Genomic DNA, 20,271 nt, shown 5'->3' with positions numbered 1-20,271 from the left:
CGTCTGTCCGTACCCGTCAGGACCGCACGGCCCTGACCCTCTTCACGACCTTGCGGACCGTCGGGTTGCGCCGCAGCGTCTCCGCGCGGACCGTGCTGCCGCCGGGGAGGCGGAGGCTGGTCAGGCGGCGGCGCTTGAAGTAGTGGGCGTTCTCCGACAGATGGACCGACAGCCAGTCGGCGACCTCGTCGCGCAGCTGCGGGTGCTTACGGGACTGCATGCAGTACCCGACCGCCTTCACCAGCGGCGACAGCCGCTCGACGAGCCCGGGGTCGTCGGACGGGGTGCCGATGGCGGACGCGAGATCGCGTTCCGCGTCGGGCAGGGCCGCGTCGATGATGGTCAGCGGGATGCGGTTGCTGTTCTCGTACGGCGTGATGGCGTCAAGGAGCGAGTCCGTGCCGACCCGGGCGACCGGGATGCCGTAGAAGGTCGCGGCGGTCATCAGCGCGGTGGAGAAGCAGCCGATGACGAGCTGCGGCTTCAGGTACGCGAACACCGTCTCGGCGAGCACCGGTTCGTTCAGCACGCTCAGGTGCACGCCGAGTGCCGTGGCGGCGCTCTGCAGGGACGTGGAGTACGCGGCCGGGGCGCTCGGGTGCGGCTTGAACAGGACGGCCGTGTGACCGGCCTTCGCGGCGGCCCGGAGCATCCGGACGTGCAGTTCCTCCTCTTCCTCCTGGGTGATGAGGTTGATGGCGGACAGGTACTGGCCGAGGAGCACGGCCGTCGGACGGTTCTCCGCCGGGATGCGGGCGGCCAGGATGTCGACGCCCTGCTCCCCGATCTCGTTGAGTACGCCGACGATCGGCTCGTTGGGGATCGGCACCGGCTCCACGCCGTACTCGGCGAGCAGCAGGGGCCGAAGGCCCGGTATGAGGTCGAGGTGCAGCACACGGGCGATGCGGCTGCTCATGCCGTGCGGGACGCGGTTACGGGTGGGGCCGTAGCTCATCAGGCCGTCCGCGTACACGTGGATCGGGCTGTCGGCGAAGATCTCGGCGACCGCTCGGGAGGGGTTCGCCTGGATCGACTCGCAGGCGATCTCCACGGGCTCGTCACCGAGGTCCCAGGCCAGGCGTACGGCCTTCTCCCACATGATCGCGTCCTGCGCGCGCGGGGACCAGCCGGCCGGGTGGTGCGGGGAGATGAACTCGTTCCACGAGCGCACCTCGTCGAACTCGGGCCGCAGCTTCTCGAAGCCGGACATCCGGTCCAGCGGGGTGCCCACCTCCGGGATGGCGGCCGTGTTGCTCACGACCAGGATGCGGCGGTGGTCCTCGCGCGGGCCGAAGAGCCCGGCGCGGATGGCGGCCGTGACGGTCGCCGCGGCGTACTGCGTCGCCGAGAAGAAGATCTGGATCATGCCGCGATTCCCTTCATACCGCCGCGCACGCGCCGCAGCAGGTGTACACGCTGCTCGCCCATCCCGATGAGGGCGGCCTGGAGCTCGTCCTCGGACATCTTGTTCAGGGCGTCGGCGCTCATCTGCCGCAGCTTGGCGGCGGTGGGCCGGTCGAACCGGCTGCGCTGGAGGAGCTGGTGAGCGATGACGACGCAGTAGTTGCGCAGCGCCTTCTTGCGCAGCAGCCCGACCTCGGGGTCGTTCGCCAGTTCGGCGAGTACGAGGTCGAACGACCGGAAGAAGTCCAGCTGGCGGACGTCGCCGATCTGGGTGAGGGAGGTGGTGACTCCCCGGCGGTAGAAGACACCGCGCAGGCTGGCGACGGCGTAGGACTCGGCCCTGCGGTGCAGGTCCCAGATCCAGGGGCGGTCCTCGGCGGTCTTCAGACCGTCGTGGAAGCGCAGCATGCCCTTGTCGAGGAGGCGGCGGTGGTAGACGCCCGCCCAGGCGTAGGGGTAGTCGACCATCGTGGTGTCGTCGACCGGGAGGATCGAGGTGCGCGGGTCCAGCGGGACGTTCCGGCGGCCCTCGGGGGCCCGGTGGACGGCCCGCTCGATGCCGTTGACCTGGACGTGGTCGGTGCGCACGAAGTCGACGTCGTGGCGCTGGACGGCGTCCACGAGGTCCTTCAGATAGCCCGGGGCCAGCCAGTCGTCACCGTCGAGGAAGGTGAGGTAGGTGCCTTCGGCCGCGTCGATGCCGGTGTTGCGGGCGGTGGCCAGGCCACCGTTGTGCTCGTGCTGGATCACCCTGCCGTGCTTCAGCCGCTTCGTCAGCTCCAGCAACGCCTCGTAGGTCTTGTCCTTCGTCGAGCGGTCCTCGACGAAGATGAACTCGAAGTCGTCCTGGTCGTTGTTGACGAGACTCGTCACTGTGTCCGAGACATAGGTCTCGATGTTGTAACAAGGGACGATGACGGACAGTATCGGGGGACGATTGGTCACGCGCACACCTGGGCTCTCTCAGCTGCAGATTCCGCGACAGTAAGAGGTATTCGGCGCCGCGTGTCAACTCGGGCATGACCGGACAGTGCTCGACGGATGAGGACCGGGCCGAACTCCCAGCGCATCACGACGACTTGCCGTACGTCACGGCGTACGTCGTCCCGATTCCTGCGAGCACCAGCTTCAGCCCTTCCTCGAACTGTCGGTCGTAGTCCTGGAAGACCTCGGCGCCGGCCGCGGCCGACAGAGGAAAGTCTGCCATCCGCCGGACCCGCTCCTCGACGTCACACCTGTCCCGGTGCTCGCCGGGAAGGGACTGGACGGCCGAGCGGCGGCGCGCGCTTCCTCCGGCCGGGGCTCGTCCCCCAAGGCCCGCACCGCCGCCGCACGGGCTTTCGCTCCCACCGGATCAGCCTGGCGGAGACGGCGGAACTCCCCCATGGCCTGGTGCTCCCACACAACCGTGTAGCTCACTGTTGGGCCCGCCGGTCCTCGGCCTCCAGCTGGGCCATGAACTCGTCGTGTGTCATGCCCGGCCCACCCGGTGCCACCTCAAGGGCGCGTGCTTCAGCGATGTCAGCCTGATCACGAAGACGCTCCAGCTCCTCCAGCTCCCCTATCGGCACCAGAGCCGCCGCAGGCTTGCCGTACTCGCTGATCAAGATGTGCTCACCACCGTGCCGAACGCGGCCGACGAGCTGCCCAAGCTGGTTACGCGCTTCCACGAGCGGATACGTCTCCATATGAGAACTGTACACATCTGACACACCTGCGGCAGTGTACGGCGCATCCTCAGGACCCCCGGGACCAACAGCGCGTCCAAGGTTGTACACCGGTTCGACGGGTAGTCCCCGCTCGGACTCCCGGGTCATGGTGGACGGCGGCGCGTAGCTTGCCAGTCGCCGCACTCAGACGACGCAGCGGAGTCCGTCCCCGGTCATGTGCGGCAGGTGTCGAATCGGCGGGGCGGACGGATGGGGGTCAGATGCTGAGCTTCGGGGGGTCCGGCTTGCGTACTACGGATATGCGAAAGGTGATTTTCGTCGTTCTCGCGGCTCTCACCGTGGGCGGATGCACGGTACGGACCACCGATCCGGACGGCGGCCCCCGGTCGCCCGTGCACATCCAGGTCTCGCACCCGCCCGCCGACGACAAACCCGGCGCCACGGCCACACCGGGGTCGGGGTCGGGGTCGGCGCCGACTCCCACTCCGGCTCCGACACCGAAGAAGGCGCCCCCCGCTCCCGTACCGCCCGCCCCCGTTCTCTGGTCGCGCGGGGACAGCGGGCGGGACGTGCGTGAGCTGCAGGCGCGGCTGCACCAGGTCGCCTGGCTCTACGACGGGCCGACCGGGTCCTACGACGACCTGACGGAGAACGCCGTCAAGGGCTTCCAGGGCAAGCGCGGGCTGCCACGCACCGGGAAGACCGACACCGTCACCTGGCAGCGGCTGCTGCGGATGACACACGAACCCGGGCAGTGGGAGCTGTATCTGACCGGCGGGCAGCCGGCCGCCTATCCTGACGCGCGCTGTCTCAGGGGCCGGGTGCTGTGCATCAGCAAGTCGAGCCGGACGCTGCGCTGGATGATCGACGGCCGGACCGTCTCGACGGTGGCCGTGCGCTTCGGCAGCCAGTACACGCCGACCAGGGAAGGCGTCTTCAGCGTCTACTGGAAGTCACGGCACCACGTGTCGACGCTCTACGACTCCCCGATGCCCTACGCGATGTTCTTCAGCGGCGGCCAGGCCGTCCACTACTCCGCCGACTTCGCGGCCCGCGGCTACGGCGGCGCCTCGCACGGCTGCGTCAACGTCCGGGACGAGACGGCCATCGCCGCGATCTTCGCCGAGGTGAGCACCGGCGACAAGGTCGTCATCTACTGGTGAGCCTGTGGCGGCGAGGGGGGGTTGTTCGGGGCGCGGACGGGACCGGGGGAACGTGTCCCGCCCGCGCCAGGTGCACGAGCCGAAGGTACGGGGGGAACCCCCGGCTCTGTGCGAGGAACCGATGACCAGTCGGCTCACTGTCTACTGCGCCGACGCCGCCGAAAGTGTCACACCCGCTCCCGCGAGCAGGCGGGGACGGGGGTCGTCAGGTGGCCGTCGGGAGCGGCAGGACGCCGTACGAGGGGGCGGCGGCCGGGGCCGGGTCGTCCTGGGGCTTGTGCGATCCGAGCGCGGTGAAGGACGTCGGGGTGGGCGTCGGCCGTGTCGCGGCCCGCCCGCCGTGGCTGCCGCCGTTCCCGTTCCCGTTGCCGGCGCCGTGGCCGTTTCCACCGCCGCCGCCGTTGCTGCTGCCGCCGGCGCCGTTCCCCTGGCCGCCGTTGTCACCGGCGCCGTTCTGGCCGCCGTTGTCACCGGCGCCGGTGTCTCCCTTGCCCGACCCGGTGCCCGCACCCGTGCCCGTGTCGGCGTTCGAGTGGACGGACGGATCGTCCTTCAGCGCGTTGTCGCAGTACTGCGGCACCTTCTTGGCGCCCTTGGCCGCCTTCTCCAGTGCCTGTCTGCGCTCCGCCGCCAGCTTCTTGCCGCTTCGCATGTCGCGGCAGGACGAGGCGAGTCCACCCCGCCAGTCGCCGGGCAGCCCCATGTCGGAGCGAGACCCCCGGCCTCCGTCCGCCGGGCCCTTCCAGCTCTCCCCGGGTGCCGGGGAGCCGTTGCCGAAGGAGCCCCCGGGCGTGCCGTCGGGTCTGGGGGTCGGGATGCTCTTGCCCCGGGTGCCGTCCGGCGACGGCGAGCCCAGCATGGGGTCACGTGACTCGGCGGCAGAGACAGTGGCGGCGGGGCTGCCGGGCGCGTCCCCGCCGAACGGGTTCGGCAGGACGCCGACGCCCGCCGCCATCGCGACCGAGCCGGCCATACCGGCGGCCAGCGCGGCACCGAGCCCCAGCCGCAGAGGACGGCCCCAGCGGGCCGCGCGGACGCGCCTTTGAGGGGAGGCGCCGGAACGCCGGGACCCTCCCACCCGTACGAGGCCCATGTCCGAGCCGATGTCCGACGCGGGCGGCGTGGCGGTCGCGGGTGCGACGGCGGTGAGGTCCGGGGCCGGGCGCGCCTTGCGGAACGCGGCCAGCGCGGCGGCCTCGCCGGGGAGTTCGGCGTCGCTCCGCGCGGGGTCCACGGAGAGTGCGTCCAGGGTCTTGGCGAGCCGCTCCGCCTGGTCGCGGGCCTCGGGGCCCGCGGACGTCAGTGAAGCCTCCAGCGGCTCCCCGCTCAGCAGGCGTTCCGCCGCAGCGCGGTCCAGCCACCTGTACCGGTCGTCGTCGGCCATCACATGTCCTTCTGCGTCCGCGAACGCGTATGCGTCACACCGGCCGACGTCACCGCACGTCCGTGCGGTTCCCGTGGGGGCGGCAGCGCGTCGAGCGCGGCGGCCGCGTCCGGGTCCGCCCCCAGCAGCTCCGCGAGCCGCCGCAGACCTCGGTGCGCCGCCGTGCGTACGGCTCCGGGGCGTTTGCCGAGGGTCTCGGCGGCGGTCTTGGCGTCGAGGCCGACGACCACCCGCAGGACGACGGCCTCGGCCTGGTCCTGCGGCAACTGGGCGATGAGGGAGAGGGTGCTGTCGGTGGCCAGCGACTCCATGGCCTCGCCCGCCGTGTCGGAGTCGGCGGCCCGGCCGGACAGCTCGGTCTCGTCGCCGCCTATGGCGGGGCGGCGTCCGCGCATCCGTATGTGGTCGAGGGCGCGGTTACGGGCTATCCGCGCGGCCCAGCCCCGGAACCGGTCCGCGTCGCCGCTGAACCGGTCCAGGTCACGGGCGATCTGCAGCCAGGCCTCGGACGCCACGTCCTCGGCGTCGTGGTCGCCGACCAGTGTCCGCACGTATCCGAGCAGCCGTGGGTGCACCGCGCGGTACACGGTCCGGAACGCGGTCTCGTCCCCGGTCTGTGCCGCAAGCACCGCGGTGGTCAGCTCCGCGTCGTCCCCCTGCACCACACCTCTTTGCGCCTGAACCGGCGCCGCTCTCGCGGAGCTGGTTCTCGCCGTCGTGGTTCTCCTGAATGGCTGCGGTCCCAGGCTCGGTGAACGTGGGTGCCCGACGTCCGCAGCCTGTAGCGAAAGGCACGTTACGGCGTGAAAGCGCTCCTCGTCCATGTCCGTACAACGTGCAACTAACTCGTGACGGAGTGACGGAGTGACAGAAACCGCACGCGTGGCGCTGTAGGAGATACGGGCCGCCGCGCGGCCCGTGCCGCGCGACGGCCGGGGCCTCTCCTGTGGGGGGTGGCGGCTCCGGCCGTCTCCGCGACAGCGGTTCCGGTCACCGCCAGTCGTCCCGGCGCCGGGTGCGGGTCACCTTGTGCGCGCCGGAGTCCCGGGCCGTGAGAAACGCGGCGATCGCCCTCCGTTCCGCGTCACCGCTGATGTTGTCGTCGTCCCGGACGTGTTCGCGCAGGGCGTCGGCGAGCAGTCCCGCCAGGCGCAGAGGGCCCCTCGGTCGGCTGCCACTCATGTCGTCGCCGTTCACGTCGGTTCCCCCAGCTGCCGGGCGAGGCGTTTCAGTCCCCGGTGTGCCGCCGTGCGTACCGCGCCGGGGCGTTTGCCGAGGACGCGGGCGGCGGCCGGGGCGTCGAGGCCGACGACCACGCGGAGCAGGACCGCCTCGGCCTGGTCGCGCGGGAGCCCGGCGATCAGCCCGAGGGCGTACTCCGTGGAGAGGGTCTCCAGGGCCTGGTCGGGGGTGCTGTGCGGGCCGGGCAGGTCGAGTACGTCCTGTTCGAGCGCCGTCCCCTGGGGCCGTACCCGTCTTCGGCGCAGCAGGTCGAGGGCGCGGTGGCGGGCGATCGTCGCCGTCCAGCCGCGGAAACCGGCGCCGTCGCCCCTGAACCGGCCCAGGTCGCGGGAGATCTCCAGCCAGGTGTCGGACGCCACGTCCTCCGCCTCGTCGCCGACGAGCCCCCGCAGATAGCCGAGGAGTCCGGGCTGCACCAGGCGGTACGCGACCGCGAAGGCGGCCTCGTCACCGTCCTGGGCCCGCGCGACGGCGACACCCAACTCCTCGTCGTACAGCTGTACCCGGCGGGGTTCCCGTCGTCCCTGGCCCAAGCGCTGTCCTCGTCCGTCACGGCGTATCGAGTGCGAGTGCGGGTTCGACTCCCCGTCCCCATGGGCATCTGCGTCGCCCGGCACGGAAACGTCACTGCTCGGCGCGGTTCAGACCGCCGTGGCGTCCCGGCACAGCAGTCGCAGCGAACCGTGGCCGGCGAAACAGCGGCGGGCTTCGTCGGCGGGGTCCCACAACCGCCCGTCGGCCGTACGGATCCAGTGCGCGCCGTCCGCCTCCAGCCACTCCGCGCCGCCCTCGGTCCGGCGCACGATCACCTCGCCCGCGTACGCCCCGAAGCCTCGCAGCACCGACTCCACGGCGGCGTACGGGGTCTGCTCGCGGCGGAGTTCCTCGATCATCCGGTCGACGCGCCACAGGCTCTGGGTCGAGTAGTCGAGGCGCAGCCGCGCGCCCTCGCGCATCGTCGCGACGGTGTCGGCGGCCCAGCGCACGGGTTTGGCGGCGGCCTGCGGGCGGGCGGGTGCTCGGTGTGCTGCTCGGTGTGCGATCACAGTCCAGGAAAGCGCGCAGGTGGCGATCGGTGGCACCCGATTCCGGCGGCTTACGGGGATCAGCGCGGGACCGCCCCACGTCCGCCCCAGGACAACCACAGGAACGCCACAGGGCTCAGCTTCCGCCGGGGGTCAGGCCCGTCCCCGCGCCCGTCGCGACACCACCGCGCGCAGCACGCGGCGCCCCTCCGTCGACACCGCCAGCGCCTGCCGCAGTCCGCCGAAACCGTGCCCGGCGAGCAGTTCCAGGACGGTGATCTGGCGGCGCAGTTCGGCGGCCACGAGGGGCGGCATGCCCTCCGTACCGCCCGCGCGGTAGGACTCGACCGAAGCCGGGTCGGCAGCGGATACGGAGGCGGACGCGTCCAGGAGCTGGTGGATGCGGAGGGCGGCGACGGAGCAGGCGTCGGCCCATTCGCGCACTTCGGCCGCGGACCGGACGGCGGGGGCGGCGGCGAGCATCCACCGGGCGAGGAGGGCTGCCTCGCCCTCGGGAGAGCCAACGGGGGAGGCAGCGGGGGCGGCCGGTACGCCGCCGGCGTCGAGCTTGACGCGGGCCTGTTCCAGGCGAGTCGCCCAGTCCTCCGCGTCGCTGCCGTCGGCAAGGCTCGCCCACAGGGGGCGCAGGATCTCGTCGTCCCCGCCCAGAAGGGACACGCACCGATCCAAACAAGCCAGTCCGCCGGCTGTCAGGCCCAGCTCGTCGGCATCGGCGATCAGTTCCACCAGACTCATGCAGGCCTCACCTCCCAGGGCGCCATCCCTTACGGAGCCCGTACTGTCCCCTACTGCGTGCGACGCACCCGGAGCGTCACAGAGGCAGAACACCGAGTCGGTCGAGGAACCGGAAGAACAGGTTTTCGGCCAACGGGTCGGGCTCCGAAGTCAGTACGTCGAGAAGCGGCCCGGCGTTCACGGTGTGGCCGGCCTCGGCCGCCCAGTCGACCGCGCGTTCGGCCGCGTCGCCGGGTTCGAGGAAGTAGTCGTCGAGAGTGAGCGTGAGCCCCTCGTCCGATGCGTCCGACCCGCTTTCCCCGCCGTCGCTCTGCCCGGCGCCCAGGTAGCCGGCCATGGCGTCGCGCGCCAGGCAGGTGGTCCACGCCCCGCTCTCGGGCGCCGCCGCCTCCAGCACCACGCAGTGGCTGTCCATGACGTACCCGAAGAGCGCGGGCGCGCCGGTCTCCAGGGCGAGGGTGTTCATGTTGCCGATGTCGGCGCCGCCGCTCGGGTACTCCCACACCTGCCAGCCGTCGTCGCGCCGTTCGCGCGAGGTCAGCCCGTCGCGCACGGCGCGCAGGGCGTCGGTCTCGGCGAGCGGCCGCGCGCTCCTGCCCACGATCAAGTAACCCCAGTAACCCAATGCCGTCCCCCTGGCGTATTGGTTCTGCTCGCACTGCCCGCGCCGAATACACCACAGACAGCGGCGGGTTGGCCAGGGATCGGACAATCGGACGTCAGACGCCCACGGAGGCGGGGCCCTGCAGTGCCTTCTCGTGCTGCATACGGGTCAGCCGGAGGACGACGAGGATCGCGAGCACGGCTGCCACCAGGTCGACGGAGTCGGAGAAGAGCACCTGGCCGGTGGCGCCCTGTATCTCCTCCGCCGTGTCGGCCCGGTCGTACGCCCTGGACCCGAAACTGTTGGTGAAGAGCGCGATGAGCCACAGCGTCCACCAGGCGTTGACGAGTGCGTGCGAGGCGCGGGTTCCGGCGGCGCTGCTCGCGTCCCAGATGTTCAGCATGATCCGGCGCGGGTACCACAGGCAGACGACCGGCACGAACCAGCCCCAGCCCGCCCAGCCGCGCTTCATGCTGTGCCCGAACGGATCGAACACCTCGGCGTTGACCCGCACGCGCAGGAACCAGACGAGGTAGAAGACGGCCGTCGCGACGAAGGTCACCGTCTGCGCGACCCCGGCTGCGGCGTAGAGCGTGTCCGCGTGGTCGGCGCGGCGCATGAGGGCGTTGTAGCCGCCGACGCCGAGGCCGTCGTCCGCGAGGGAGCCCATCGCGTCATACATGGTGAGGCCGGCGTAGACGGAGAAGAGGTCGGCGGCGAGGACCACGCCGAGCATCACGGCGACGGCCTTGCCGAGTCCGACCGGCGAACGCAGCCAGGCCGGTCCGTGCGGCTGGACGGCGGGCCCGGTGGGCGCGGTCGGCGGCGAGAGCACGGGCTGGGACACGAACGTGCGCCCGGACGTGGGCTCGTCGGCGGCGTCGGCGCAGTCCCAGCACAGGCCCTCGGGCGAAGCGGCGGTGGACAGCTTGCAGTGCTTGCACAACATATGGATCCCCCGGGAACGAGAAAACGGGCGCCGCCCCTCCCCAGGACCACGCCCGACAGGCGAATACTCGTACTAGTCGTGCGGAACTTATGCGCACCGGGCCTGTACGTCCACCCCGTTTCAGCCCAACCTGCCCGCCAGTTTCTTGAAGTCGGTCCAGGACAGGGGCGGCTGCGCCCGGGGGTCCCACAGCTTCTGTACGGTCGCCCGCAGCGGCATCCGTATCCCGGCGGCCACCTGGTTCTGGGTCTGCGACCCGGCGAGGTCGCACCAGACGGCGAAGACCCCGCCGAGTATCTGCCCGTCGTACGCCGAGGAGACGGCCGTACTGCCGCGCAGCACCCGGGGCGTCCACTGCTTGTAGATCCGCTCGCCGGTGGGATAGACGAAGGTGTTCGGCTGTCCGAGCACGTAGTAGAGGTACTCGTCGTTGTAGTTGACGACCTTGCGGCCGGCGCTCAGATATCCGGCCGGCTGCCGGGCCCCGATCTCCTTGCCGGTCCAGTAGGCGACCTGGATGTTCTTGTCCGGCTGGACGGAACTCGACTGGTAGAAGCCGTCGTTCCAGGCGCGCAGGGCCGTCCGGCCGTGGGCGCGGACGGTGGCGGCCCGGTCGTTGAGCCAGCCCGTCGCGAGGTCGGAGACACCGGCGCCGGACCCGTACTTCCGGGTGGCCGCGGCGGCCAGCTGGGGGTAGGAGGTCGATGGGCTGGAGACCGTCAGGGCCCGGTACTCGTCGCCGCCCAGGTTCCAGGACGCGCCGGGGAAGAGGTCGGCGTACTCGCCCAGCAGGTCGTCGACGATCTTCGCGGACTCCGGCTTGGAGATGTCGATCGCTCCGCGCGCCGGCGTGCCCTGCGCGTTCTTCAGCTGGAGGTCGGGGTGGGCGGCGAGGACCGCGCCGAGGTGACCCGGGGAGTCGATCTCGGGCACGACCGTGATGTGGCGGCTCGCGGCGAGGGCGAGGATGCTGCGGACCTCGGCCTTGGTGAGGTGGTCGCCGGACACGATCTCCGGGTGGGTGTCGGACGCGATCCGGAAGCCCTGGTCGTCGGAGAAATGCAGGCCCAGCTCGTTGAACTTGAGGTCGCCCAGCTCACGGACACGGTCCTTGATCCAGGACGCGGTGAACTGCTTGCGGGCGATGTCCAGCATCAGCCCGCGCCGCTCCTTGGCCGGCCGGTCGCGCACGATGCCCTCGGGGGCGGTGCTCCCGCCGCTCACCTCCTGCTTGAGGGTGCGGGTGCCGTAGAAGACGCCGGCTTCGGCGGGCCCGGCGACGGTGACGCGGCCGCTCTTGACGGTGAGGGTGTAGGACTCGGGGCCCTTCGTGGCCTGGCCCGGGTCCAGCTTGAGCTGGACGTCCCCGGCACGCGGGGCGGCCGTCCCGCCGTACGTCATCCGCAGCTCACCGGCGAGCAGCTTCCCCTCGTCGGCGAGGGCGCCGGCGCCGACGACCACCCGGGACGCCGTCGCGGGGCGCCAGCCCGGACCCCGGGCGGGTATGTGCTCACGTACGGCGGGGATCGTGCGGGGCGTCTTGGAGAGCGGGTAGACACGGGCCGGAGACGGAGAGGGCGAGGCGGGGGACTGGGCGCGGGACGCGGTGGACGGGGAGCCGGTCGCCCCGGCGCCGCCGTCGTCCGAGGAACGGGCGGCGCCGGTCGACGCGATGTCGCTGCCGGCGTCGGTGTCGGGACCCGCGTCGCCGACCGGCCAGAGGGCGACAGAAACACCCACCGCACCGGCGGCCACGAGAACACCGGCCCCGAGAAGCAACCCGGGCCCCTGCCCGTACGTCTTCCTCCCCAGACCCCGTTTCCGCTCAGGAGCCCGTCGCCTCCGCCCGGTCACCGGTCTCCACCTGCCCGAGCCTCACGTATCGCCCGCATGCCACGCACCTCCTGATTCGCCTCCACCTCTGAACCTACGACCGCATCCCACGGAAGTGGTCCACCGTACGTACCGAAACTCTCCCGTTCGGGTGAAATTCAGACGTCCGTCGGACAGCTCCTGACCACTTCTCGATAATGTGAGCGGTACTTCTCACACTCTCGTCCCACGCATCTCCCGCACATCTCCTTACCCGCCTCCCCAGAACACCGAGGACTCACGCTGTCCGCGCACCGTCTTTCCCACCTCTCCGGCCCGCTCGCCATGCCGGCCCAGACGCGCAGCGAGTCCCCCTCTCCTACGCCGCCGGGCCTGGAGCGGTTCAACACCGAGCCCGCCGAGGACATCGAGCGCACGCTCCTCACCTGCCTGCGCAGCCTCCGCTGGGCCCGCCGTCTCACGGACCACCGCCCCTACCCCGACCTGGACTCCCTGCTCGCGGCAGCGGACGAGGCGGCGTACGACCTGACCCCGGGCGACCTCTCCGAGGCCCTGGCCGCCGAGTCCCTGCCCGCACTGCCGGACGGGGTGTACTCGGCGGCCCACATGGCCCTGGGGGCGGCGCATGCGGCGTACGAGGCCAGATTCGGGCACGTGTTTGTCATCTGCCTGGACGGCACCCCTCCCTCCCAGGTCCTGAACGAGATCCTGGCTGCCATCCGGTCACGTCTGACAAACGATCCGGAAGAAGAACGGGTGGTGGCGGCAGAGGAACTCCGCGGCCTGGCAAGAGAGCGGCTGGGGAACGTACTCAGGGGCGCGGGGAACTGCGCGACCAGCCACAGCTGACCCTCACCCGTCAGACAACCGCACCCCTTCCCCCCAGTAGCCGCACGCAGTAACCCGTACGAGCCTGTTTGATCACATCGGTAGGCCCGCTGTAAGCGTTCCGACAACACGTCGCTACGATGGCCAGGGCCGGTGGACCGTACCCGGCCGGGCCCGTCCGACACCCGAAGCCGGCGCGGCTCCAGATCCCCGCTCCCGGAGGGTTTTCCGTGCCGGCTGGAACGCTGTACCGCGGCCGGGAAGGAATGTGGTCCTGGGTGGCTCATCGAGTCACCGGCGTCCTCATCTTCTTCTTCCTGTTCGTACACGTCCTGGACACCGCTCTCGTCCGTGTCTCCCCCGAGGCATACGACAAGGTCGTGGCCACGTACAAGACGCCGATCGTCGCCGTGCTGGAGTACGGCCTCGTCGCCGCCATCCTCTTCCACGCGCTGAACGGCCTCCGCGTCATCGCCGTCGACTTCTGGTCGAAGGGCCCGCGCTTCCAGAAGCAGATGCTGTGGACCGTCGTCGGCCTGTGGATCGTGCTGATGATCGGGGCGATCTACCCCGTCCTCGGCCACGCCGCTCGTGAACTGTTCGGGAGCTGACCCACATGGCGACGACTGACACCACCGCCTCGGGCATCGGCCCCGTCGAGGGCGCGGGCACGTATCCGGGCTACGACGCCGACAACCCGGCGCCCCTGATCGAGGCCCCGCGCAAGCGCACCAAGAAGACCCCGAAGTCCACCCGTGGCAACTTCGAGATGTACGGCTGGCTGTTCATGCGGCTGTCCGGCATCGTCCTGGTCGTGCTGGTCCTGGGCCACCTCCTCATCCAACTGGTGCTGGACGGCGGCGTCTCCAAGATCGGCTTCGCCTTCGTGGCCGGCCGCTGGGCCTCCCCGTTCTGGCAGGTCTGGGACCTGCTGATGCTGTGGCTGGCGATGCTGCACGGCGCCAACGGCCTGCGCACCGTCATCAACGACTACGCGGAGCGCGCGAACACCCGGCTGTGGCTGAAGGGCCTGCTCTACACCGCCACGGTGTTCACGATCCTGCTGGGCACGCTGGTGATCTTCACCTTCGACCCGAACATCCGCTAGGCCACCGGGTCACAAGGGGCTGAGGTAATTCTGATGAAGATCCACAAGTACGACACCGTCATCGTCGGCGCGGGCGGCGCCGGCATGCGCGCGGCCATCGAGTCGACGAAGCGCAGCCGTACCGCCGTACTGACGAAGCTCTACCCGACCAGGTCCCACACGGGCGCCGCGCAGGGCGGTATGGCCGCCGCGCTCGCCAACGTGGAGGAGGACAACTGGGAGTGGCACACCTTCGACACGATCAAGGGCGGCGACTACCTGGTCGACCAGGACGCCGCCGAGATCCTGGCGAAGGAGGCCATCGACTCGGTCCTCGACCTGGAGAAGATGGGCCTGCCGTTCAACCGGACGCCCAACGGCACGATCGACCAGCGCCGCTTCGGCGGTCACAGCCGCAACCACGGTGAGGCGCCGGTCCGCCGGTCCTGCTACGCGGCCGACCGTACCGGTCACATGATCCTCCAGACGCTGTACCAGAACTGCGTGAAGGAGGGCGTGGAGTTCTTCAACGAGTTCTACGTCCTCGACCAGCTGATCGTCGAGATCGACGGTGTGAAGCGGTCCGCGGGCGTCATCGCCTACGAACTGGCGACCGGCGAGATCCACGTCTTCCAGGCGAAGGCCGTGATCTACGCGTCCGGCGGCACCGGCAAGTTCTTCAAGGTGACGTCGAACGCCCACACGCTCACGGGTGACGGCCAGGCGGCGGTCTACCGTCGCGGGCTGCCGCTGGAGGACATGGAGTTCTTCCAGTTCCACCCGACCGGCATCTGGCGCATGGGCATCCTGCTGACGGAGGGCGCCCGCGGTGAGGGCGGCATCCTCCGCAACAAGGACGGCGAGCGCTTCATGGAGAAGTACGCGCCGGTGATGAAGGACCTGGCGTCGCGTGACGTCGTGTCCCGCTCCATCTACACGGAGATCCGCGAGGGGCGCGGCTGCGGTCCCGAGGGCGACCACGTCTACCTCGACCTCACCCACCTCCCGCCGGAGCAGCTGGACGCCAAGCTGCCCGACATCACCGAGTTCGCGCGTACGTACCTCGGTATCGAGCCGTACACGGACCCGATCCCGATCCAGCCCACCGCGCACTACGCGATGGGCGGCATCCCGACCAACGTCCAGGGTGAGGTGCTCTCCGACAACACGACGGTGGTGCCGGGCCTGTACGCGGCCGGCGAGGTCGCGTGTGTGTCGGTGCACGGCGCCAACCGCCTGGGCACGAACAGCCTCCTGGACATCAACGTGTTCGGGAAGCGGGCCGGCATCGCGGCGGCGGAGTACAGCCAGAAGGCCGACTTCGTCGAACTCCCCGAGAACCCGGCCGAGTTGGTGGTCTCCCAGGTGGAGCGCCTGCGCGAGTCCACGGGCACCGAGCGCGTCGCGACACTGCGCCTGGAGCTGCAGGAGTGCATGGACGCCAACGTGATGGTGTTCCGTACCGAGCAGACGATCAAGACGGCGGTCGAGAAGATCGCGGAGCTGCGCGAGCGTTACCTGAACGTCTCGATCCAGGACAAGGGCCGGCGCTTCAACACCGACCTCCTGGAGGCCATCGAGCTGGGCAACCTGCTCGACCTGGCCGAGGTCATGGCGGTCTCCGCACTGGCCCGCAAGGAGTCGCGCGGCGGTCACTACCGCGAGGACTACCCGAACCGCGACGACGTCAACTTCATGCGCCACACCATGGCGTACCGCGAGGTGGGCGACGACGGCGCCGAGTCGATCCGTCTCGACTACAAGCCGGTCGTCCAGACCCGCTACCAGCCGATGGAGCGTAAGTACTGATGGCAACCCCTGTTCTGGACAAGGCCGACGCGGCCGGCGAGCCCGAGCCCGGCTTCGCCGACTCCCCGTACATCACGGTCACCTTCCGCATCCGCCGCTTCAACCCGGAGCTGGCGGCCGAGGCGGTCTGGGAAGACTTCCAGCTGGAGATCGACCCGAAGGAGCGTGTCCTCGACGCCCTCCACAAGATCAAGTGGGACCAGGACGGTTCGCTGACGTTCCGTCGCTCCTGCGCGCACGGCATCTGCGGTTCGGACGCCATGCGGATCAACGGCAAGAACCGTCTTGCCTGCAAGACCCTGATCAAGGACATCAACCCCGCCAAGCCGATCACGGTCGAGGCCATCAAGGGCCTGACGGTCCTGAAGGACCTCGTCGTCGACATGGAGCCGTTCTTCCAGGCGTACCGCGACGTGATGCCCTTCCTCGTCACGAAGGACACCAACGAGCCGACGCGCGAGCGCTTCCAGACGGCGGAGGACCGGGAACGGTTCGACGACACCACGAAGTGCATCCTGTGCGCGGCGTGCACGTCGTCGTGCCCGGTCTTCTGGAATGACGGCCAGTACTTCGGCCCGGCCGCGATCGTCAACGCCCACCGCTTCATCTTCGACTCGCGCGACGAGGCCGGCGAGCAGCGGCTGGAGATCCTGAACGACCGTGACGGCGTGTGGCGTTGCCGTACGACGTTCAACTGCACGGACGCCTGCCCTCGCGGCATCGAGGTCACGAAGGCGATCCAGGAAGTGAAGAGGGCGCTGATCACTCGGCGGTTCTGATCTTCTCGGTGATTGTTTAATTTGTCTCAGGGCTCTGTTTCTGCACCAGCAGGAACAGAGCCCTCAGGCGTTTTTGGCGTGATTTTGCTGCTGCGGAAGGGAACGTTGAGCCGTCACACTCCGATACGCGTGGTTGTCGGCGCTTTCGGAGGGGGTCAGCTTTGGCAGAGCCCGGAGTTCCGCAGCCCGGCGCGGGCTATGCCTGGAACACACCCGAGCCTCTCGGTTACGGGCCGGCCGGGGCCATGGCTCTCTTTGTGGCTGCTCCTCTACTGACGGCTGCCGCTCTTTCCCTGGCAGGCGTGGTGGGTGGGGCGGACGACGAGTTCGCCTGGCCCGGCCCAACCCTGCTGCTACTCGTCATCGCCTCCCTGACGCTCATAGCGAGCATTCAGCTCAGTTATCACGGACGTATCTATCTGTACTCGTACGACGATCTCGTGAATTGGCTGTCTGAAGGACATGTCGAGAGGCACAGGGTCGAGTTGTGGAAAGAACAGAAGAAAGACCAGGCGACGTGGCGGAAGTACAACACCGCGGCGGTGCACTGTTTCAATGCCGGAACCGTGCTGCTCGGACTCGGCGTCGCCGCCGCCCTCGTGCCGCCCGAATGCAGCAAACAGCCCGAATGGCGCTGGCCCGCGGCCGTCATCGTCCTCATAGCGACGGTGGTGGACGGCTTCTGGGTCACCTTCCTCCGAGTGAAGATCGCTGAACCACCCAGCAGAGCCCTGGCCACGATCCGCCGGATAACCAGAAGGAACTGACGCATGCTGACCTACGCCGAACTACCGGGTTTCCCCACCACCGACGACAGACTGCGCTGTCTGGACTGCCGCCGGCCGCAGTTCGACCACCCCAATCGCTGGATCCAGTACACGCCTGCCGACCTCGGCAACTGGTTGCGTTCTCTCCAGCCGCAAAGCCTGACTCAGAACGCAGTGATCCAGGACCCTTACGGCAACATTGGAATTCATACACCAGTCTGCAGCTACGCCGGAATACCACCCGTAGCACTCTGGCAGGAGGATCCGGCCATCGCCAACGAGGTACGTGCCAGGCTCATAGCAGCCAGGATGCCCACCATGCCTCCCACACCCCCCGTGCGCCGCACGCCCCGCACGCCTCCCTTTCCCGGGGTCTGATCACAGCCCCTCCACACCCGCCCACTACTCTTGCGCCGAGCGCCGCCTCCCCCTTTATTTGCGGCGGGAGTTGGAGTGGACGGGCAATGGAAAACGGCGTCGGGAACCGGGCGTCCCGGTTTCGGGTGTGGGCGGGGATCGTCGTGCTCGGCGTGGGTTGCTTTCTCGCTGGGGACACCGCGCGCCGGGCCAGTGAGGCACTGGCGTTCGGGGCCCGCTGGTGGCCGTGGATCCTCCTGACCGTCGCGCTGCTCAACCTGTTCGGGTCAGCGATGCCCACGGGCTCGTACATCGGACCGCTCGTCCTGGGCGCCGTGGCCCTGGTCGGGCTGGCCGTCTCCAACAGCGTCGGCGCGCAGCCGCTGGAGGACGTCGCGTTGCCTGGCGTACTCGTAGTGACCGGCGCCGGGCTCGCGCTGGCGGCTTCGCACGATGCCCGGACAACCAGTTGGACCCGGTTCCTGACGAGTGGCCAGGTCACCATGCCTAAGGGCTCGCGCGGGACTGTCACCGTTCGGGCGGTACTGGGCGACCTGCGTGCCGACCTGACCCGGGCGTCGGCCGACGACGAGACGACGGTGCACCTCACCGCGGTCGCGGGGCATGTGCAGGTGACGGTTCCGAGGGACCGGACGGTTCGGGTGCACACGTCCGGGGCGGTGCTCACGCACATAGGCGAGACGGGCGTCGACCCGGTCGAACCGGCCGAGCACTCAAGGGGGTTCACGATCCACGTGCTGGGGGTCTGCGGCGCGGTGGGGATCGTGCGGGTGTAGTCCGTGCGCGCGGTCGGCACGGCGGTGGTAGTACGGGAGATCGGGCCGCCCCTGACCGGTGAACAGATCGGAGACGTTCGCGAAGAGGGCGTCTTCCTCGTCCCGGTCGGCCGGCAGCGGGTAGTGCAGGGCATCCGCGAGGTCGAAGCGGTACAGGTCGAACACGACCCGCATCAGCCCCGCGTACGACTGTGCCGCGATGACGGCACCCTTGTAAGCGACAGCCGCCAGCACCAGGGCTGCAGCGCTGAGCCAGCGGTGCGCGGGTTCGTCGTACAGGGCTGCTGCGGATACGACCGTCAGGGCGAGGAAGCTCCAGCAGAGGTTGGTCGCCACGTCCAGGGCGTCGCGGGTGGAGCGCAGGACGTCGGACATACGGTCGGAGACCTGCATGTAGATGCGGGGCCAGGAGCCAAGGGTGGAGAGGCCGTAACGCTCGCCGGCGCTCATCTCACCGGCGCGCAACGCGTTGCCGAGGGCTGTGGGGAGAAGGGCGTCGACGGGGGGCCGGGTGCCGAGCCGCCGTCCAGCGTCGGCGCGTATCCGCCTGGCCGCCTGACTCGGCGCGCGCCTTTGCGCCCGCTCCCGCAACACCTCCCAGCGCCGCCGCTGCACTTCGACGAGCACGCCGGCTAGCCGGGCCGTCACCGGCCACCGGTCCCAGTAGCCCTCCAGGACGCGGACGGCCCGCACCTGAAATGGCTGGAGGAGGAGGGCGAGGAGGCCGGAGCCGACGGAGAGGGCGAGAAGGGCGGCGGCGACAGCACCGGGGGTCACAGGAGCTACGGCACCCCAGTCGCTACGACGGCCGGTGAAACTCCCCGCGCGGACAAGGGCCCAGAGGCATCCGAGGAAGAGCCCGCACGGCACGAACCCCACTACAATCAGCCGCCGCACGATGCCCTCCCCCCTTCGATCAACGCCGCTCCTACAACCAACGCCCCATACGTACCTGAATACCCGTCAGTATGACTAGGAACCAAGTCAACTCCCGTTACACACTGGGCACATGACCATCCTGAGGAAATCGATCGCAGCACTGTCGGCCGCCGCGGCAACGGCAGCCACACTGCTCGCGATACCCCCCACCGCCTCGGCAACTCCGGTGCACGAAAACGTGTTTGCCCAACGGCCCCTCGCCCGGGAGAACTTCGACCACCTTCCCCTCGGCCCGGTCACCGCCGGCCACGGCTGGACGACGGACACCTCGAACGGCACCCTGACCGTCGCCCGCAGCTCGACCGGCAAGGGCCGCGAACTCCGCGTCCATACGGAGGGCAACGGCCGCGCCTTCCTCGTCTTCCCCGACCTCGCCCCGCCCGGCAACAGCTACTGGGCCCGCCTGCGCCTACGCCTGGACGCCGTCCCCACGGCCCCCGACTGGGCCCACTGGACGATGGCGGAGGCCTCCGGCTCCGACTCCCCCACCCTCGTACGTCCGCTGGGTGGCCAGTACGCCCCCACGGACAAGGGCAACTTCTGGGGCATCGGCTCCGACCTGGGCCTGACGGGCGACTGGACGTCGTGGAAGACGTCGGCACCGGCGGTGGCGGGTAGTTGGAGTTGCGTGGAATTCCATCTGGACGCCACGGACAACCGGGTCACGGTGTACTTCGACGGGGTCGAGCAGTCGGACCTGACAGTCGACACCAAGCATCACGGCGGTGCCCAGGACTCCGACTTCGTCTTCCCGACGTTCGACAAGCTGAAGCTGGGCTGGCAGCTGTACCAGGCCAACCCGTCGCCGTCGTCGTACGACGTGCGGATGGACGACGTGGTGGTGAGTTCGCGGCGTACGGGCGGGTGTTGAGAGTGAC

The 20,271-nt window shown here is 69.7% G+C and carries 23 protein-coding genes and 1 pseudogene; 10 read left to right on the top strand and 14 right to left on the bottom strand.

Annotation, left to right across the window (positions count from 1 at the left end; translation table 11 throughout):
- Positions 1-16: 16 nt before the first annotated feature.
- The 4 genes and pseudogenes from STRTUCAR8_RS46385 to STRTUCAR8_RS53085 all read right to left on the bottom strand — a co-directional run bounded on the left by STRTUCAR8_RS46385 (position 17) and on the right by STRTUCAR8_RS53085 (position 3,092).
- Positions 17-1,366, bottom strand: a complete 1,350-nt coding sequence (locus tag STRTUCAR8_RS46385; RefSeq protein ID WP_006383462.1) for a polysialyltransferase family glycosyltransferase — start codon at positions 1,364-1,366, stop codon at positions 17-19.
- Complete coding sequence (locus STRTUCAR8_RS46380; protein WP_006383449.1) at positions 1,363-2,349, bottom strand: glycosyltransferase family 2 protein; 987 nt, start codon at positions 2,347-2,349, stop codon at positions 1,363-1,365. The genes STRTUCAR8_RS46385 and STRTUCAR8_RS46380 overlap by 4 nt, the downstream gene beginning before the upstream one ends.
- A gap of 124 nt (positions 2,350-2,473) precedes the next feature.
- A pseudogene (locus tag STRTUCAR8_RS51060) lies at positions 2,474-2,671 on the bottom strand (TetR/AcrR family transcriptional regulator C-terminal domain-containing protein); the annotation flags it as partial.
- Between the two features lie 148 nt (positions 2,672-2,819).
- On the bottom strand, positions 2,820-3,092 hold the full coding sequence (locus tag STRTUCAR8_RS53085) for a type II toxin-antitoxin system Phd/YefM family antitoxin (protein ID WP_044474068.1): 273 nt from the start codon (positions 3,090-3,092) through the stop codon (positions 2,820-2,822).
- Between the two features lie 281 nt (positions 3,093-3,373).
- Between STRTUCAR8_RS53085 and STRTUCAR8_RS46370 the strand changes: the two genes are divergently transcribed.
- The gene (locus STRTUCAR8_RS46370) at positions 3,374-4,237 is read left to right on the top strand and encodes a L,D-transpeptidase family protein (RefSeq protein WP_078507529.1); all 864 of its coding nucleotides are present in this window, start codon (positions 3,374-3,376) and stop codon (positions 4,235-4,237) included.
- Positions 4,238-4,442: 205 nt separating this feature from the next.
- Here the strand turns inward: STRTUCAR8_RS46370 and STRTUCAR8_RS46365 are convergent, their stop codons facing one another.
- The 9 genes from STRTUCAR8_RS46365 to STRTUCAR8_RS46325 all read right to left on the bottom strand — a co-directional run bounded on the left by STRTUCAR8_RS46365 (position 4,443) and on the right by STRTUCAR8_RS46325 (position 12,051).
- Entirely contained in the window at positions 4,443-5,621 is a 1,179-nt protein-coding gene (locus tag STRTUCAR8_RS46365; protein ID WP_006383460.1) for a hypothetical protein, read from the bottom strand.
- The gene (locus STRTUCAR8_RS46360) at positions 5,621-6,283 is read right to left on the bottom strand and encodes an RNA polymerase sigma factor (protein WP_044474067.1); all 663 of its coding nucleotides are present in this window, start codon (positions 6,281-6,283) and stop codon (positions 5,621-5,623) included. Before STRTUCAR8_RS46360 ends, STRTUCAR8_RS46365 begins: the two co-directional genes overlap by 1 nt.
- Positions 6,284-6,611: 328 nt before the next feature.
- Positions 6,612-6,818: a hypothetical protein gene (locus STRTUCAR8_RS46355; protein ID WP_006383457.1), complete on the bottom strand. Its 207-nt coding sequence runs from the start codon at positions 6,816-6,818 to the stop codon at positions 6,612-6,614.
- Positions 6,815-7,396: an RNA polymerase sigma factor gene (locus STRTUCAR8_RS46350; RefSeq protein WP_006383454.1), complete on the bottom strand. Its 582-nt coding sequence runs from the start codon at positions 7,394-7,396 to the stop codon at positions 6,815-6,817. Before STRTUCAR8_RS46350 ends, STRTUCAR8_RS46355 begins: the two co-directional genes overlap by 4 nt.
- Before the next feature lie 108 nt (positions 7,397-7,504).
- Entirely contained in the window at positions 7,505-7,909 is a 405-nt protein-coding gene (locus STRTUCAR8_RS46345; protein WP_086025886.1) for a hypothetical protein, read from the bottom strand.
- A 132-nt stretch (positions 7,910-8,041) separates the two neighbouring features.
- Positions 8,042-8,644 (bottom strand): hypothetical protein, encoded by a 603-nt coding sequence (locus STRTUCAR8_RS46340; RefSeq protein ID WP_044474065.1) that lies wholly within the window; start codon positions 8,642-8,644, stop codon positions 8,042-8,044.
- A 76-nt stretch (positions 8,645-8,720) separates the two neighbouring features.
- On the bottom strand, positions 8,721-9,269 hold the full coding sequence (locus STRTUCAR8_RS46335; RefSeq protein WP_006383461.1) for a hypothetical protein: 549 nt from the start codon (positions 9,267-9,269) through the stop codon (positions 8,721-8,723).
- A gap of 94 nt (positions 9,270-9,363) precedes the next feature.
- On the bottom strand, positions 9,364-10,197 hold the full coding sequence (locus STRTUCAR8_RS46330; RefSeq protein WP_006383455.1) for a DUF4328 domain-containing protein: 834 nt from the start codon (positions 10,195-10,197) through the stop codon (positions 9,364-9,366).
- 120 nt (positions 10,198-10,317) lie between these two features.
- Positions 10,318-12,051 (bottom strand): beta-N-acetylhexosaminidase, encoded by a 1,734-nt coding sequence (locus tag STRTUCAR8_RS46325; RefSeq protein WP_407705493.1) that lies wholly within the window; start codon positions 12,049-12,051, stop codon positions 10,318-10,320.
- 303 nt (positions 12,052-12,354) lie between these two features.
- Between STRTUCAR8_RS46325 and STRTUCAR8_RS46320 the strand changes: the two genes are divergently transcribed.
- From STRTUCAR8_RS46320 to STRTUCAR8_RS46290, 8 genes are all read left to right on the top strand, one after another.
- A complete protein-coding gene (locus tag STRTUCAR8_RS46320) occupies positions 12,355-12,879 on the top strand; it encodes a 2-oxo-4-hydroxy-4-carboxy-5-ureidoimidazoline decarboxylase (RefSeq protein ID WP_006383464.1) in 525 nt (174 codons plus the stop codon).
- Positions 12,880-13,088: 209 nt separating this feature from the next.
- Entirely contained in the window at positions 13,089-13,469 is a 381-nt protein-coding gene (sdhC, locus tag STRTUCAR8_RS46315) for a succinate dehydrogenase, cytochrome b556 subunit (protein WP_078507528.1), read from the top strand.
- 5 nt (positions 13,470-13,474) lie between these two features.
- The gene (locus STRTUCAR8_RS46310; RefSeq protein ID WP_006383465.1) at positions 13,475-13,966 is read left to right on the top strand and encodes a succinate dehydrogenase hydrophobic membrane anchor subunit; all 492 of its coding nucleotides are present in this window, start codon (positions 13,475-13,477) and stop codon (positions 13,964-13,966) included.
- A gap of 33 nt (positions 13,967-13,999) precedes the next feature.
- Positions 14,000-15,754, top strand: a complete 1,755-nt coding sequence (gene sdhA / locus STRTUCAR8_RS46305; protein WP_006383453.1) for a succinate dehydrogenase flavoprotein subunit — start codon at positions 14,000-14,002, stop codon at positions 15,752-15,754.
- Positions 15,754-16,533, top strand: a complete 780-nt coding sequence (locus STRTUCAR8_RS46300) for a succinate dehydrogenase iron-sulfur subunit (protein ID WP_006383466.1) — start codon at positions 15,754-15,756, stop codon at positions 16,531-16,533. Before sdhA ends, STRTUCAR8_RS46300 begins: the two co-directional genes overlap by 1 nt.
- Before the next feature lie 161 nt (positions 16,534-16,694).
- Positions 16,695-17,300 carry a hypothetical protein gene (locus STRTUCAR8_RS46295; RefSeq protein WP_063748557.1) on the top strand — a complete coding sequence of 202 codons (606 nt, stop codon included), beginning with the start codon at positions 16,695-16,697 and terminating at the stop codon, positions 17,298-17,300.
- Between the two features lie 3 nt (positions 17,301-17,303).
- Positions 17,304-17,678, top strand: a complete 375-nt coding sequence (locus STRTUCAR8_RS53080) for a hypothetical protein (protein ID WP_143666411.1) — start codon at positions 17,304-17,306, stop codon at positions 17,676-17,678.
- Between the two features lie 86 nt (positions 17,679-17,764).
- Entirely contained in the window at positions 17,765-18,454 is a 690-nt protein-coding gene (locus STRTUCAR8_RS46290) for a hypothetical protein (RefSeq protein WP_143666409.1), read from the top strand.
- Here STRTUCAR8_RS46290 and STRTUCAR8_RS46285 read toward each other — a convergent pair.
- Positions 18,392-19,231 (bottom strand): hypothetical protein, encoded by an 840-nt coding sequence (locus STRTUCAR8_RS46285; RefSeq protein ID WP_006383451.1) that lies wholly within the window; start codon positions 19,229-19,231, stop codon positions 18,392-18,394. The two genes, STRTUCAR8_RS46290 and STRTUCAR8_RS46285, sit on opposite strands and share 63 nt — an antisense overlap.
- A 232-nt stretch (positions 19,232-19,463) precedes the next feature.
- On the opposite strand from STRTUCAR8_RS46285, the gene STRTUCAR8_RS46280 reads away from it, so the two are divergent.
- Complete coding sequence (locus STRTUCAR8_RS46280) at positions 19,464-20,264, top strand: hypothetical protein (RefSeq protein WP_044474060.1); 801 nt, start codon at positions 19,464-19,466, stop codon at positions 20,262-20,264.
- Positions 20,265-20,271: the final 7 nt, after the last annotated feature.

This window comes from Streptomyces turgidiscabies Car8 (assembly GCF_000331005.1).
Taxonomy (GTDB): Bacteria; Actinomycetota; Actinomycetes; order Streptomycetales; family Streptomycetaceae; genus Streptomyces; species Streptomyces turgidiscabies.
Note: the sequence above shows the minus strand (reverse complement) of the source record. Positions and strands in the feature narration are given on the sequence as shown.

Coding starts and splice junctions, on each gene's coding strand:
- STRTUCAR8_RS46385 (WP_006383462.1), bottom strand. CDS start 1,366: ATGATCCAGATCTTCTTCTCGGCGACGCAGTACGCCGCGGCGACCGTC.
- STRTUCAR8_RS53085 (WP_044474068.1), bottom strand. CDS start 3,092: ATGGAGACGTATCCGCTCGTGGAAGCGCGTAACCAGCTTGGGCAGCTC.
- STRTUCAR8_RS46370 (WP_078507529.1), top strand. CDS start 3,374: ATGCGAAAGGTGATTTTCGTCGTTCTCGCGGCTCTCACCGTGGGCGGA.
- STRTUCAR8_RS46365 (WP_006383460.1), bottom strand. CDS start 5,621: ATGGCCGACGACGACCGGTACAGGTGGCTGGACCGCGCTGCGGCGGAA.
- STRTUCAR8_RS46340 (WP_044474065.1), bottom strand. CDS start 8,644: ATGAGTCTGGTGGAACTGATCGCCGATGCCGACGAGCTGGGCCTGACA.
- STRTUCAR8_RS46330 (WP_006383455.1), bottom strand. CDS start 10,197: ATGTTGTGCAAGCACTGCAAGCTGTCCACCGCCGCTTCGCCCGAGGGC.
- STRTUCAR8_RS46320 (WP_006383464.1), top strand. CDS start 12,355: ATGCCGGCCCAGACGCGCAGCGAGTCCCCCTCTCCTACGCCGCCGGGC.
- STRTUCAR8_RS46310 (WP_006383465.1), top strand. CDS start 13,475: ATGGCGACGACTGACACCACCGCCTCGGGCATCGGCCCCGTCGAGGGC.
- sdhA (WP_006383453.1), top strand. CDS start 14,000: ATGAAGATCCACAAGTACGACACCGTCATCGTCGGCGCGGGCGGCGCC.
- STRTUCAR8_RS46300 (WP_006383466.1), top strand. CDS start 15,754: ATGGCAACCCCTGTTCTGGACAAGGCCGACGCGGCCGGCGAGCCCGAG.
- STRTUCAR8_RS53080 (WP_143666411.1), top strand. CDS start 17,304: ATGCTGACCTACGCCGAACTACCGGGTTTCCCCACCACCGACGACAGA.
- STRTUCAR8_RS46290 (WP_143666409.1), top strand. CDS start 17,765: ATGGAAAACGGCGTCGGGAACCGGGCGTCCCGGTTTCGGGTGTGGGCG.
- STRTUCAR8_RS46280 (WP_044474060.1), top strand. CDS start 19,464: ATGACCATCCTGAGGAAATCGATCGCAGCACTGTCGGCCGCCGCGGCA.